15 protein-coding genes are annotated in these 14527 nt (G+C 45.9%); all 15 read right to left on the bottom strand.

Going from position 1 to position 14527, the window contains the following annotated elements; genetic code table 11:
- A complete protein-coding gene (locus NQ556_RS04900) occupies positions 1 to 1056 on the bottom strand; it encodes a pyridoxal phosphate-dependent aminotransferase (protein WP_008371775.1) in 1056 nt (351 codons plus the stop codon).
- Positions 1057 to 1071: 15 nt separating this feature from the next.
- Entirely contained in the window at positions 1072 to 2034 is a 963-nt protein-coding gene (cbiB, locus tag NQ556_RS04895; protein ID WP_008371777.1) for an adenosylcobinamide-phosphate synthase CbiB, read from the bottom strand.
- Positions 2031 to 2636, bottom strand: a complete 606-nt coding sequence (locus NQ556_RS04890) for a histidine phosphatase family protein (protein ID WP_022220734.1) — start codon at positions 2634 to 2636, stop codon at positions 2031 to 2033. The genes cbiB and NQ556_RS04890 overlap by 4 nt, the downstream gene beginning before the upstream one ends.
- A 90-nt stretch (positions 2637 to 2726) precedes the next feature.
- Positions 2727 to 3503 (bottom strand): adenosylcobinamide-GDP ribazoletransferase, encoded by a 777-nt coding sequence (locus tag NQ556_RS04885; RefSeq protein ID WP_022220735.1) that lies wholly within the window; start codon positions 3501 to 3503, stop codon positions 2727 to 2729.
- Positions 3500 to 4573: a nicotinate-nucleotide--dimethylbenzimidazole phosphoribosyltransferase gene (gene cobT, locus NQ556_RS04880; protein WP_008371782.1), complete on the bottom strand. Its 1074-nt coding sequence runs from the start codon at positions 4571 to 4573 to the stop codon at positions 3500 to 3502. Before cobT ends, NQ556_RS04885 begins: the two co-directional genes overlap by 4 nt.
- 46 nt (positions 4574 to 4619) lie before the next feature.
- Positions 4620 to 6002, bottom strand: a complete 1383-nt coding sequence (locus NQ556_RS04875) for a cobyrinate a,c-diamide synthase (protein ID WP_044998958.1) — start codon at positions 6000 to 6002, stop codon at positions 4620 to 4622.
- A complete protein-coding gene (locus tag NQ556_RS04870) occupies positions 5999 to 7219 on the bottom strand; it encodes a bifunctional cobalt-precorrin-7 (C(5))-methyltransferase/cobalt-precorrin-6B (C(15))-methyltransferase (protein ID WP_022220737.1) in 1221 nt (406 codons plus the stop codon). The genes NQ556_RS04875 and NQ556_RS04870 overlap by 4 nt, the downstream gene beginning before the upstream one ends.
- A gap of 2 nt (positions 7220 to 7221) precedes the next feature.
- Positions 7222 to 7956, bottom strand: a complete 735-nt coding sequence (gene cobJ / locus NQ556_RS04865) for a precorrin-3B C(17)-methyltransferase (protein WP_044998960.1) — start codon at positions 7954 to 7956, stop codon at positions 7222 to 7224.
- Between the two features lies 1 nt (position 7957).
- Positions 7958 to 8734 (bottom strand): precorrin-4 C(11)-methyltransferase, encoded by a 777-nt coding sequence (gene cobM / locus NQ556_RS04860; RefSeq protein WP_008371787.1) that lies wholly within the window; start codon positions 8732 to 8734, stop codon positions 7958 to 7960.
- A complete protein-coding gene (locus NQ556_RS04855; RefSeq protein ID WP_008371790.1) occupies positions 8731 to 9468 on the bottom strand; it encodes a precorrin-2 C(20)-methyltransferase in 738 nt (245 codons plus the stop codon). Before NQ556_RS04855 ends, cobM begins: the two co-directional genes overlap by 4 nt.
- A gap of 20 nt (positions 9469 to 9488) precedes the next feature.
- Complete coding sequence (gene cbiD, locus NQ556_RS04850) at positions 9489 to 10625, bottom strand: cobalt-precorrin-5B (C(1))-methyltransferase CbiD (protein ID WP_008371791.1); 1137 nt, start codon at positions 10623 to 10625, stop codon at positions 9489 to 9491.
- Between the two features lie 9 nt (positions 10626 to 10634).
- Entirely contained in the window at positions 10635 to 11162 is a 528-nt protein-coding gene (locus tag NQ556_RS04845) for a cob(I)yrinic acid a,c-diamide adenosyltransferase (RefSeq protein WP_022220738.1), read from the bottom strand.
- Complete coding sequence (locus NQ556_RS04840) at positions 11152 to 12258, bottom strand: ABC transporter ATP-binding protein (RefSeq protein WP_008371796.1); 1107 nt, start codon at positions 12256 to 12258, stop codon at positions 11152 to 11154. Before NQ556_RS04840 ends, NQ556_RS04845 begins: the two co-directional genes overlap by 11 nt.
- A gap of 2 nt (positions 12259 to 12260) precedes the next feature.
- Positions 12261 to 13298 (bottom strand): FecCD family ABC transporter permease, encoded by a 1038-nt coding sequence (locus tag NQ556_RS04835; RefSeq protein ID WP_008371797.1) that lies wholly within the window; start codon positions 13296 to 13298, stop codon positions 12261 to 12263.
- A gap of 15 nt (positions 13299 to 13313) precedes the next feature.
- Positions 13314 to 14519 carry an ABC transporter substrate-binding protein gene (locus NQ556_RS04830; RefSeq protein ID WP_022220739.1) on the bottom strand — a complete coding sequence of 402 codons (1206 nt, stop codon included), beginning with the start codon at positions 14517 to 14519 and terminating at the stop codon, positions 13314 to 13316.
- Positions 14520 to 14527 lie beyond the last annotated feature (8 nt).

Raw genomic sequence — 14527 nt, 5'->3', positions numbered from 1 at the left:
TTAAAATTCTCCCTGACCTGCATAGAGAATTTCTCCCAGCGCATCGATCAGTTTCTGGTTGTCTCCTCTCTGCCGCATACAAACACGATAATATCCTTCTCCGAGACCTTTGTAATTGCTGCAATCCCGAACCAGGATCTTCTGTTTTTTCAGTTTCTCATATAAATTTATACCGCTTCGCATCAGAATGAAATTGGCATCTGACGGATAATGGGTAATTCCAAGCTTGTCTAATTCATTTTCCATCCAGATTCTTTCACGGTTCGTAAAATCACAGGTCCGTTTCACACGCATCCGCTCTTTTAAAGATGCCATGCCTGCCGCCTGTGCCGGTATCGATACGCTCCATGGCTGTCTGGACTGTTCCATCTTCTCCAGAAATTCCATATCCGAAGTAACGGCATACCCGATACGGATTCCCGGAATCGCGTGCATCTTAGTCAGTGAACGGAGGATAAATAACGTTCTCCATCTCTTAGTATCTGCAAGAATGGATGCCGTAGCTGCATTTTCCGCGAAATCAATAAAACATTCATCCAATACCATCCGGATTCCGTAAGTCTCGCATCTTGCAAGAATCTTCCAAAGCATACTCCGGTCGATCAGCTTTCCGGTCGGATTATCCGGTGAACACAAAAATACCATATCAATATCTTCATTCAGAAGATCCAGAAAATCTTCTTCCAGTTGAAAACCAGTCGCTTCTCTTTTCTTATAATAACAGATCTCGCACCCGGTCGCACGCAGTGCCTGTTCATATTCCGCAAATGCAGGAACCGGTATCAGCGCTTTCCTTGGGCAGTCCGCAAGTACTGCCGTAAAAATCAGATCTGCCGCTCCATTTCCACAGATAATATGCTCAGCCGGAACTTCCAGTCTTTTCGCCAGAGCACTTTTCAGTTTCCTGCAGCTGGCATCCGGATAATTTCCAATTTGGTCTATTGACTTTCTTGCCGCTTCCACTACAGCTCTTCCAGGTCCGAACGGATTCAGATTCACAGAAAAATCTGTCATTCCTTTGTGTGTATAAATATCTCCACCATGTACATATTCCATAACCTTTTATTCCCCTTACATCAGTATCATACAATATTTCAGTAATCCAAAGACAAGAAGTGTCAGAAGTGCTGTTCCGTCCATTAGATTACCGGCTCTTAAAATATCTTCCGGCTCGATAGGACGCACATCATCTCCGATTGTCTCTTTCGGATATAATTTTCCAAAATAATAGGCATCTCCCGCAAGCTGCACCTGAAGTGCACCTGCACATACCGCTTCTGTCTGCGCGGAATTCGGGCTGGCATGCTTTCGCCTGTCTCTTTTCCAGACTGCCCACGCCCTTTTATAATCCATCCGGAAAATCCATGCACTTGCGATCATCAGAAGTGCTGATATCCTGGACGGAATATAATTCCATACATCATCCATTTTAGCCGCAAACCGACCAAAATGTAAATACTTTTCATTCTTATATCCTACCATAGAATCCATTGTATTAACAGCCTTATAAAAAAATCCAAGTGGTGCCCCACCGATCAGCATAAAAATGAGCGGTGCGATCACTCCGTCCGATGTATTTTCGGCTACCGTTTCTACCGCTGCCTTTGTCACTCCGGCCTCAGAAAGATTTCCGGTATCTCTCCCCACGATCATCGATACCGCATGTCTTGCCCCCTCCAGATTGTGGTTTACGAGCCGTACATAAACCTTCCTGCTTTCATCTTTCAGGCATTTTCCGGCAAGAAGCTGATAACACCAGAAAGTTTCCAGTGCAAATTGAAGCCAGAAGCTGACCTTTCCGACAAGATACAAAAGTCCCCACGGAATTCCGACCGATGCGATCACCACACCAAACCATAAAACACATCCTGCGATTCTTTCTTTTTTCTCATCATTTTTACAAAATCCGCGCAGCCACTTTTCCAGTATCGAAATCCAGTTTCCAATGATCCGTACCGGGTGGTAAAGCCATACCGGATCCCCGAAAATCGCATCCAGCGCCATTCCTGCTATACATGCCATCAAAGAACTCATATTTCCTCAATCTCCTCAAACTGTCTCTTTCCCTGCTGCCATTTTTCTTCCTCAATTTGAAAATGAAAACCTTTTCCGTTTTTCACCTGCCAGTGATAAAATTCTTTCTTTTCCGGATCAAATGCTTCCATCACCGACATGATCGTCCCCCCATGAACCACAAAGGCAATCTTCTTTCTTTTTCCCTTTATCATCTTTTCCATCATCTGTTCAAATCCGCAGACACACCGTTTCCGGAACTCCATCGGATCTTCTCCTCCCGGAAATGCCTTTGTACCTCCAGAATCAATCCAGCTCTGATACTTTGGATTCCCAGTCAGCTCCTGATAATTCTTCCCCTCAAAAAGGCCAAAATCACATTCCCGCATCTGCTCACAGACAACCTGCTCTGCTCCCGGAAAAAGAATCTCTGCCGTCTGCCTGCACCTCCTGAGCGGACTGACAATCACAAGCTCCGGCTTCCACTCCTCACGTCCATTTTCTTCTTTTTTCAGAGTATGCTCCAGAACGAACTCTGCCTTTATTTCTTCATCTGTCACCCCAATATACCGCTTCTCCAAATTCCCTTCCGTCGCAAAATGCCGAATCAGCTCGATTTCCATCTTCTATACATCTCCTCTTCCTTTCTCTGCTTTTCATTTGATTCCCTGCTTTTCATTTGATTCCCTGCTTTTCATTTGATTCCCTGCTTTTCATTTGATTCCCTGCACAATCAATCCCCCAACTAATAATGCCAGCTCACAAATCTGCAGAAAGTATCCCGCCAGATCCCCGGTAACACCTCCAAACTGTTTCCTGCTCATCCGGTAATAATATCCAAATACTACTCCTGCAATTATAAGAAGTACCACCATACCAACCGGCGAACAGAAATACAAATATACTGCCGCCAGGATCAGGTATACAATCATTGTGATCCTTACTGCCTTTTTCTGTGCTCCATCCTGGAAAGTCTTTACAAGACCGCTTCCTCTTGCTGCCGGAAATGTCACTACAGCAATCCCACTGAGCGCTCTTGAAATTACATATCCTGCTGCTACTACCGGAAGCATCTCCGTCCGGATTTCACTCCATACGCCAAGGCTTACGGTAAAATAACAGCAGATTCCGATGACCGCAAAAGCACCGTTATGCGAATCTTTCAGGATTTCCAGTTTCTTTTCTTTATCTCCCCAGGATCCAAGTGCATCCATCGTATCCATAAATCCATCCAGATGGATCCCTCCACTTACAAAAACCGGTATCAATGTCATAACCGCAGCAAACATCAGTCTTCCACTGTTTACTTTCGGAAAAATATTTCCATCAAGAAACATTCCTGCCAGATAAATGAGTACTCCGGTCACAACACCGATCAGCGGAAAGAAACACATCGTATATTTCATATTTTCCTTGTTCCACTCAATGCGCGGCATCGGTATTTTTGAATACATAGAAAACGCAACGATCATCGGTTCTAAAAATTTCATCTTTCGTCCTTCCCATCCAGTACTTCATACTGCTCTACGTGAATATCATCAAAAGTTCCCATTTTACGGTACACCTGAAGTCCCATCTCAAGAAGCGGCATCGCTGCCACTGCTCCTGTTCCTTCCCCCAGACACATGCCACATGTAAGAAATGGTTTTTTTTCTAAAGCATCTAAAATCTTTCTTGACGCAGGTTCATCAGACAAATGGGATGGTAAAATATATCCTGCACATTCCGGAACCAGCCGTACTGCCACAAGTGCAGCCACTGCAGAAATAAAGCCATCTATCAGCACCGGAATCCGGTAGATCGCCCCACCGAGATATACACCTGCAAGTCCTGCTATGTCAAGTCCTCCAACCTTAGAAAGTACATCGATCGCATCTGTTTTATCCGGCTGCATCCGCTCAACCGCTTCCCGGATGACCTGTACCTTCTTTTGCAGACCTTTTTTCGTCAGACCTGCCCCCTTTCCTGTCATGACCTTCGGATCCTCTCCGAGCAATACAGAGACAACCGCACTGCTGGTCGTTGTATTTCCAATTCCCATTTCACCTGTCGCAAGAATTTCGTATCCCGCTTCGGCACACTTCTTTACCATCTGAATCCCAACTTCTATCGCCGCAACTGCCTCTTCTCTTGTCATCGCCGCTTCTTTTGCAAAATTGTGTGTGCCATACATCACTTTGTATTCTTTCTTTGTCACAGACGGCACATCTGTTGCCATTCCTACATCCACCGGGAAAAGATCTACCTTTGCCTCTTCTGCCATGATGCAGACGCTTGTCTCTCCTCTTGTAAAGTTATCCGCCACGATTGCCGTTACTTCCTGTCCGGTCTGTGTCACGCCTTCTTCTACCACACCGTTGTCCGCGCACATAATGATCAGCCCGCGCTTTCGCAGTTCAAAATCTGAAGTCCCCTTAATCCCGGCAATCTGGATCACCGCATCCTCCAGACTTCCCAGACTAAACAGCGGCTTCCCTACCGTCATCCAGTGCGCCCGCGCCTCTTCCATTGCATTTTCATCAAGTGGTTTTATTTTCTCTTTCCATCTGGTCTCTTCCATCTGTAAGTCTAATCTCCTGTCTTTTCGATTTGTCTTTGTCAGCTTTTTACTTGCTTCTGTAGGTTCTACACGCTTCTACAAAGCGTCTGGCCACTTTGGGGTTGGAATAAAAGTATAAATGCGGAAATCCCGCAAACAGATTCCCCTTCATATGAACAGCCTGCCATTTTCTCACACCATCCGGCTTTACGGCAAGTGTATCCTCTCCGTTTTCCGTAGAATCCCAATAATGGAACTCATGCGCCCGGATCTTCTCTCCCTTTTTCATATACACTCCGTTCATTTCCGCAGTCAGCTCAATGTATCCGAATCTGGTAAGTCGCCCTTTTTTGATCCCTTTTCCCGGAAGTACCCCCACCATCGGATAGTGCTTTCCATCTTCCCCTTCCAGCTCTTCTGCCAAATATAGAAATCCTCCACATTCCGCAATACATGGAATTCCATTTTCAATCTGCTTTCTTACATCTTTTCGCATAGCTCTGTTTTCTGCCAGATGTTTCGCACAAAGTTCCGGATATCCACCACCAAATAAAAGTCCGTCTAAATGTTCCGGAAGCCTTGTATCCTCCAAAGGACTAAACGGAATGATCTCACATCCAAGCTCTTTTAAAAGCTCCATATTATCCTTGTAATAGAAACAAAAGGCCAAGTCACGCGCTACGCCGATACGCACTTTTCGTCCGGCTGCTTCCTGTTTTGCCTTCACCGGATGATACTCCATTTCTTTTGCTTCCCAGGCAATTTTCAGCACCGATTCCATATCAAGTGTCTCTGTCAGAATCTCTGCTGCCCGGTCAATCTGTTTTCCCAGGTTCCCTATTTCCTCCGGAAGCATCAGTCCCAGATGCCGACTCTCCAGATGAAAAGCATCCTCCTCCGGCACATAACCAACCACCTGAACCTGGAATCCCATTGTCTGCAATCCCTCTTCGATCATCTTCTTCATCTTCGGATACAGCATCGGGGAAATCCGGTTCAGAATGATTCCCCGGATATTACTGTCATTCCGGTATTCAATCATTCCCTTCAATACTGCCAGGATTGTCGATGCCATACCTCTTGCCGGAACAACCAGGATTACCGGAAGTCCCAGGGTTCTCGCAACGTCATAAGTACTTGCCTCATCCGAATCCAGACTGATCCCGTCATAGTACCCCATCACACCTTCTGTCACCACAAGCTCCGCGCCTTCCGCATGATGCATAAACCGCTCTTTCAAGCGCTCCCGGTCACAAAAATACAGATCCAGGTTCTCGGAATCAATTCCCAGCACCTCCCAGTGAAACATAGGATCAATATAATCCGGTCCGCATTTGCAGGCGCGTACCTTCTTTCCGGTATTTTTAAATGCTTTCATCATTGCCATTGTCACCGCTGTCTTTCCACTCCCACTGGCAGATGCCGCGATTACAATTCCGGGAATTTTCATTCTATATCTCCTCCGTCTGAAATAATATAAATCGGATTTAACCCGGTCATCATGTGATATCTTCCAAGTTTCTTTGACTTTGCCACATTCAGTTGTATGATTTCCGGATCTGCAAGCAGTCCTTCCTCCATCGCCTCCATCGCTTCCTTCACGGTTTCCAGCGAAATTGCATTGATCACGATACGGACGTCCGGATTTTTTTTCTTTATGCACTGAATAATTTCTTTTAACTGTCCTGTACTGCCTCCGATAAAAGCATGGGTCGGCATTTCCAGTGCTTCCAGTGCCTCCGGTGCAACTCCTTCTATAACCTGAATCTGGTCTGCCCGGAATTTCTGCATATTCTTCCTGATCAGTTCTGCACCCTCCGGATTCTTCTCTATTGCATAAACGCGGAGATTCTCTCCTTGAAGAGCAGCCTCTATAGACACTGAACCGGTTCCGGCCCCCACATCATATATTACTGCATTCTTTGTAAGCTTCAATTTTGCAATGCTGACTGTCCGCACTTCCTCCTTCGTCATCGGAACACTTCCACGGATCAGCTCCTCATCTGCAAGATGAATTCCTGTTCTCTTTTCCGGCTTTGGATTCTCAATCAGAATAGTGGTAAGATCACCAAAATCTTCTTCCTGAAGCTCGTTTCCTTTTTTGATCACAATCTCTTCATCCGGATAAGACAAATGATTTCCAACCGAAACGGTTACTTGTTCCAGATGGTAATATTTCAGTTTTTCGCAGATCTCTTTTCCCGCACTTTTCCCAAGGATCAGAAATGTCTTTTCATGGTTTGCAACTACATGGATAAAATTCTGACTTCTTCCATGCATGCTGAGAATCTTTGCATCCTCCCAGCTTTTTCCAAGCTTTGCCGCAAGATAGATTACAGATGAAATCCCCGGAAAAATCTGTACTTCATATCCGTCTTTTTTCAGAATATCCGCCAGCTTTTTTGCCCCGCTGTAAAATCCGGTATCCCCGGAAAACAGCACCGTACATCTGGTCTTTTCCTCCTGCTCATCCAGGATTGCTCTGATTTTTTCCGGCAGATACTCTGCATAGCAGCATTTCTTTTTTTCCCGGAATCCTTCCAGCATCCGCGTAGCTCCGATCAGTACATCACTTTCCGCAATGATCTTTCTGACCTCTTCCGTAAGCGTTCCTTTGCTTCCCATCCCGATCCCGGCAAGATTTACCTGGCATTTTCGGTTTTCCACAGTTATTCCTCCAATCGATAGCCTCTCGGTGTCACCATTTTCCCATCCACATTTCTCGTCTGGCTGTTGCCGATATAAACGGTTGTAAACATATCGACCTCCGTATCCTTCAGCTCAGAAAGTGTCAGAATATGTGCATCTTCGCCTTCACGTCCGATGTTCCGCACATAACCGCAGACTGTATCCGGGCTCTGGTACTCCAGGATATACTCACATGCCTTTTTCAGGTAATCTGCCCGTTTCCGGCTGGACGGATTATACAGACAGATCACAAAATCCGCCATCGCAGCTCCGCGGATCCTCTTTTCAATCTTCTCCCACGGTGTCAGAAGATCACTCAGACTGATCACTGCAAAATCATGCATCAGAGGTGCACCAAGAACTGCCGCACCGCCATTTGCCGCCGTGATCCCCGGCACGACCTCCAGCTCCACCTCCGGGTAGCCCTGTCCCATCTCATAGAGCAGACCTGCCATTCCGTAAATTCCGGCATCCCCACTGCATACCATAGCTACCGTTCTTCCTTTCATCGCCTCATCCATTGCCATCTCACAGCGGATCACTTCCTGCCGCATTGGTGTGGAAAGGTACTTTTTATCCGGAAACCTTTCCCGTATCAGTCCCGTATATACGGTATACCCGATAATAACCTCACTTTTTTCCAGTGCCGTGGACGCCTGGTATGTCATTTCTTTCTCAGCACCCGGTCCAAGACCGATTACATAGACTTTTCCAATTTTACACATTTCCTGCACCTTCTTTTCCTTTGCCCTGCCTGAACTCTGTTGTAAACTCCGGATGATATAAAAGTGACCGTTCATACTCTCCGCCAAGCACCTCACCAACCACGATCAGTGCTGTCTTTGTAATTCCATTCTCCTTTGCTGTCACCGCAAGATCTTTCACTTTACATCTGCACACCTTTTCATCCTCCCAGGTTGCCTTGTAGACGATCGCTGCCGGAGTCTCCGGCTGATAACCGCCTTCGATCAGACGCTTCGACAGTTCTTCCAGCATCCCGGTACTTAAAAAGATTACCATTGTTGCCTGGTGCGCAGCGAAGCTTTCAATGGATTCTTTTTCCGGAACCGGTGTTCTTCCTGCCATCCGTGTGATCACCACAGACTGTGAAATCCCAGGAAGAGTATATTCTGCATTCAGTGCAGATGCCGCTCCGCAAAAGGAGCTGACTCCCGGGCACACTTTATAAGAAATATTCTCCTTTTCCAGCAGATCCATCTGCTCTTTGATCGCACCATACAGACACGGATCACCCGTATGCAGCCGGACGACTTTTTTCTCCTGCTTCTCTCCGGAAATCATCACTTCCATCACTTCTTCCAGCGTCATCTTCGCACTGTTGTAGATCTGACAGTCCTTCTGACAATTCTTAAGAAGCTCCGGATTTACCAGTGAACCGGCATACACCACTATATCTGCTTCCTTCAAAAGCTTCTGCCCCCGTACTGTGATCAGATCCACAGCACCGCTTCCTGCTCCAACAAAATGAATCATTTTTCTTTCTCCTTTGCTATTACAATCGAAAAATATCCTGCATCTTCCGGTATTTCTTCTGTGCATTTGTAAATTTTTTCTCCATCCATTCCGCAGTTCATGACCATTTTCGCCTGCTGTCCTTCCTCTTTCAGAACAGCTTTGACCTGCGCCATCTTTTTCCCGGTCTTCATAAGAACCTTCGTCCCCGGAAGCTTCAACTTTTCTTCAATTCCATAGGACACCGGAAGAACATGCAGCTCCTGCCGGTTCTCCACAAGCGAGATCTCCAGCCTTGCTGCCGCAGCACAAAAAGACGGAATCCCGGAAAAGATTTCCCCCTGATATCCCATCTTTTTCAGTCTTTTATAAATATAAATTCCTGTCGAATACACGGTCGGATCTCCAATCGTCAGAAAAACCAGATTCTTTCCTTTCTCCAGAAGCTCTGACGCCTTTCTTGCACCCGCATCGTGTATCTCTTTCAGTAGCTTTTTTTCCTTGATCATTGGCATGGGAAGATACAGCCGCAGCTTCTTTTTCGTCTCCGGCTCTGCCTCACACGCAATCCGATATGCCAGACATTCTTTTGCAAATGTCTCTTCTTCCCCCTCTTCCAGTTCCGGTTTCTTTAACTCCGGACTGCCAATTGGAAGTACCAATACCTGACACGCTTTAATCGCACGAATTGTCTTTATCGTCATCAGTTCCGGATCTCCCGGACCTACACCCGCAAGGTCAAATCTTCCTGCCATTTTTTGTCATACCTTTCTACCTATCCGATCTTTTCCCTCAGTTTGTCCACAAGAGATGTCTTTCCAAGAACCCCGAGCTCATCCGAAAACATCAGCGCCCCGACCTTCATCTTCTCGCCGGCACGCTTCGCCAAATGATACTCGATCTTCTCCATCACGGTCCGCATCGTCTCTTCCAAAAGTCCTCTTTCTTCCAGAATATCCAATGCTTCCTTCGTCGTAAAACACTTCATCAGAGCACAGACTGTCTCCCGGTCTGCCCCTGCCATTGCCGCATGGACGGCAAGCACTTCCATTCTTGCATCCGCCTGTCTGGAATGAGTATTCATTACACCTGCAGCGATCTTGACCAGCTTTCCGATATGTCCTACAAGCAGCAGTCCGTCCATCTTCAGCCGCACGCCGTCATCAATCGCATCCCCGATATAATTGCTGCATTTCACCGCAAGCTCCTGGTCGTACCCAAGTGTCTGCCTTAAAAAATCATTTCCATAATTTCCCGGTGTCAGATAACAATACCGGTGACCTTCATCACGAAGCATCTTCATTTCCAGGAAAATAGTCTGCGTCAGTGCCTGTTCACTCATCGGTTCTACGATTCCTGAGGTTCCGAGTACCGAAATCCCACCTTCGATCCCAAGTCTTGGATTAAACGTTTTCTTCGCGATCTCCACGCCCTGCGGAACATAGACCAGAACGTCTGCGCCACCATCCCAGTCATATTTCTCAATCTGGCTTTGCACCGCTTCCCGGATCATCTGCCGCGGAACCTTATTGATCGCCGCTTCCCCGGCTTCCTGCTCCAGCACCTTCCGGGTGAACCGCCCTACTCCGATCCCACCATCTAAGGTCACTCCTTTTTCCCTTTTTTTCGTGACCTTGGCGTAAACGAAGATCCCGTTCGTCACATCCGGGTCATCTCCGCTGTCCTTCTGAATGGCACAGCTGACAGATTCATTTTCTCTTTGGATCTTTTCTACTTCCAGATACAGTTCGATCCCTTTCGGCGTCATAAGAGATACCTGGCGGATTTCCTCCCCGGAAAAGAGCATTGCCGCTGCCGCCTTTGCTGCTGCCGCAGCACAGCTTCCTGTTGTGTATCCACACCGCAGTTCTTTTTGATTTTTCCACACGACCTGCATCTTGTCCATTTCCATTTCGTCTCCTTAGTATTCGATGCCTTTCCTTGCCCGGATTCCTTTTTCAAAAGGATGCCGTACCATCTTTACTTCCGAAATATAATCTGCCAGCTCCAGAAGCTCATCTGACGGATCCCGTCCGGTCAGAACCACTTCCAGATTGTCCGGTCTGTCTTTTAAGAACTGCACCGCCTCTTTATTCGGGATCAGTCCATACCGGTATGCCGCCATAAATTCATCAATCACAAGCATATCATAATCCCCTGTACTGATTTTCCCTAGGATCGTATTCCACAGCCTGCCATACATCTCTCGGACTTCTTCCTGTTCCTTTTCGGAAAGTGTCTTAAAAAATCCATAGCTTTTTTCAAGATGAAGTACCTCGATCTCCGGGATCCGATCCAGGATCTTCAATTCTCCCGAAAATTCATTTTTTAAAAAACGGGCAAACAGAACCCGCATACCACTTCCAGCTGCGCGAACTGCAAGCCCCGTTGCCGCCGTCGTCTTTCCTTTTCCATCTCCACAGTAAATGTGCAAAAGTCTATTTTTCATATGATTCCAGCTTTCCCATTTCTTCTGCAAATACAAGCAGTTCTTTTATCTTCCGGTTGGTTGTCCCAATCACAATTCCTGCATTTATCACCTTTTTACACTGCCTGATCATCTGCTTTGCCCGTTCAAATGCACGATCGCTTACCGGTTCAAATGGCTCTTCTTCGATTACGCTGACTGCCAGATGTTCTGCCAGATGATAGTCAATATCATTAGTATACAGGATTCCTGCCGAAAATGGAATCTTTGCTTTCTGAAGGTTCCGGTAAACAGGGATTCCACTGCCTCCGGAAGAGATCACAAATACTTCTGCCTCTCCCTCCGCCTTTGCAAGCTCCACACTTCCGAACACAGGATCAAAATGCCCGTTGTCGATCTCATAAAGTTTCTGGATAAAATCTTCTTTAAAAATCGCCTCTGGCTCTCCATAACCGAAAATCGTATCTCCTTTAACGCAAAGGATCTTATCCGAGATCTTCTGCGCCAGATCGATCTCATGAAGTGACATAATGACCGTGATCTGCTTTTCTTTCGCCATATTTTTCAAAATAGTAAGCAACTCCAGCTTATAACGGATATCCAGAAAAGAAGTGGGTTCATCCAGGATCAGTACCTCCGGTTCCTGACAGATCGCTCTTGCCAGAAGGATCCGCTGTCTCTGCCCGTCACTGATCGCCTCAAAACTTTTTTCTGCGTATTCTGTTGCATGGACAATTTCCAGTGCTTCCTGTGTCTTTTTCTCATCTTCTCGCGTTAATATCCCGAGCCGTCCTGTATAAGGATACCGCCCTGCTGCTACGACCTCATAGCAGGTCATCAGCTCCGGCTTTGCCCGCTGTGTCAGCACCACTGCCATCTTCGTTGCAAGCTCTTTGTAAGATAAGTCTTTCAGATTCTTTTCACCGATCGTCACCTTACCTCCAATGAGCGTAAGCTGTTTGGTAATACTTTTTAAAATCGTAGATTTCCCGGAACCGTTTGGTCCAATCAGTGTCAATATCTCACCTTTTTTAATCTCTGTACAGATATCATGGATCAGTACATTTCCATGATATCCGACAGAAAGATCTTTCATCTGAAAATAGTTCTCACTCATATTTATTTCCCTTTTCTTCCTTTTATCATCATGAAAATTACGATCGGTGCACCAAAGATCGAAGTCACGGTACTGATATTCAGCTCCAGTGGTGCAAATGCCATACGCGCGATCAGATCACATCCCATACAGAACACCGCCCCGCCAAGGAATGTTGCCGGTATCACAACCAGCGGTTTTGCCGTCCCGAGAAGATGCTTGATCAAGTACGGAACTGCGATTCCAACGAATGAAATCGGTCCTGCAAATGCGGTCACACATGCGGAAAATACACTGGAAAGCAGAATCAGAAGCACCCGGAACACACGGATATTGACCCCCATACTCTGCGCATACATTTCCCCCAGCTGATACGCTCCGATCGGCTTTGACAGGAAAAAGGTAAGGATCAGTGTGATTCCTACCATAAGCGCTGCTACCTTTACATTGCTCCAGCTCATACCGGAAAAGCTTCCCTGTGACCAGCCATGCAGATTCACGATATCTGAATCCTCCGCAAAAGTCACTACAAAATCAGTTACTGCCGAGCAGATATAACCGATCATGATTCCGCCAACCAGAAGAGTTGCCATATTCCGGATTTTTCTTGCAAGAAGCAGGATAAATCCAATTGAAAGCATAGATCCGATAAATGCTGCAATGATCAGTATATAAGATGATACCAAAGTGTAATATTTTAAAAAGATGATCATCGCCAGAGCGACCATCATCTTTGCACCCGAAGAAATCCCCAGTACATACGGTCCTGCGATCGGGTTGGAAAAAAATGTCTGCAATAAAAATCCGGAAAGGGCAAGTGCCCCTCCCAGAATCCCTGCCATCAGGACACGCGGAAGACGGATTTTCCAGATAATATTCATCTGCACCTGTGTTCCTTTTTTCAGAAACAGAATCCGTAAAATCTCAGGAACCGAGATCTGTACATTTCCGGTATTGATGTTCAGCACTACAATCATGCAAAAAACTGCTGCCAGCACCGCAAAGACTCCCATATATCTTGTATTCCTTTTCCAGTTATTTTTCATTCCTGCCTGTCCCATTTTCTTCTCCGTTTTCTATTTTACATGGTATAAAAATGTCATCTTGCTTTCATCGCCGCCTGTCAGCATCAGATTCATATCCGTGATCAGTTCCCCAACGATATCGGTTGCCTGATACAGATATTTACCGGTACACCATACATTTCCTTCTTTGACTGCTTTGAAATCAGAAAAAAGTGCATCTTTTTCTTCCAGATCTTTTACACTGTTGATTGGATTATCGATACTTGAATTATAAATCAGATAATCTGCATCCGCCGCCTGTGCGTAAAATTCTTCCATTGTAAGTTTTACTGCTGAAGTATTACTGTCATCGCCAGTCAGATCATCGAATACATATCTTCCACCGGAAAGTTCGATCATTTTCGGAATATAATCATCACTTCTTCTTACTACCACCGTTCCGTCACTGCTTACATAGAAAAATGCAACTGTCTTCTCGGTATTCTTAAAATCTTTGAGCGCATCGACATTTTCCACCTGCTTTTCAAAAAATGCATCCGCTGCATCTTCTTTATTCAGCATTGCTGCATAAAGTTTGATCCATTCAGTTCTTCCTAGAGGATGCGATTCATAGCTGGACCGGTCGATCATCACCGGGATATCCAGAGATTCAATCATCTCCTGTACCTTCGGTGTGTGAAGGATCATGGTCGATTCGATGGCAAGATCACAGTCTTCGTCCACCAGCATCTCATAATCCGGTTCACTGTATTTCCCTGCAAATTTTATTTTCCCGTCATCCATCGCTTTGACTGCATTTTCAATATACCATCCGGAAGCCTGGGTACCTGTCATTGTGATATTATCCAGAGAATCGATCGCATTAAAAAGTGCCATTGCAGATGTCGCCGCAAGATAAATATGATCCAGCGGCTGCTGAAGGATCACGTAATCCTCCTCGGCTCCATCCGGCACATCCTGATTTTCCGGGACGACCAGAAATTTTGCATCGTCTTTGATATCGATCATCTTATAGCCGTCTTTGTAGTAATATACCTGAAAACCTTCGGCATATTCCAGATCCATCGCGGATTCATAAGTGAGTCCGTCAATCTCCGGACCTTTTTTTTCTTTGGCACTTTCTTTCGTACTGCTGCTTTCTGTTTTTTTTGTATCTGTTGTATTCTTTTTCGTCTGCCCGCATCCGGTCAGTGCTGCCGTCCCAAGCAGCACTGTACTCAAAAGAATGCACCCCAGACGCATCGTTCTCTTTTTCATTTTCTACC

It is taken from the genome of Coprococcus comes ATCC 27758 (assembly GCF_025149785.1).
Classification (GTDB): Bacteria; Bacillota; Clostridia; order Lachnospirales; family Lachnospiraceae; genus Allocoprococcus; species Allocoprococcus comes.
The sequence above is the reverse complement of the archived record's forward strand: the minus strand, read 5'-3'. Positions and strand labels throughout refer to the sequence as shown.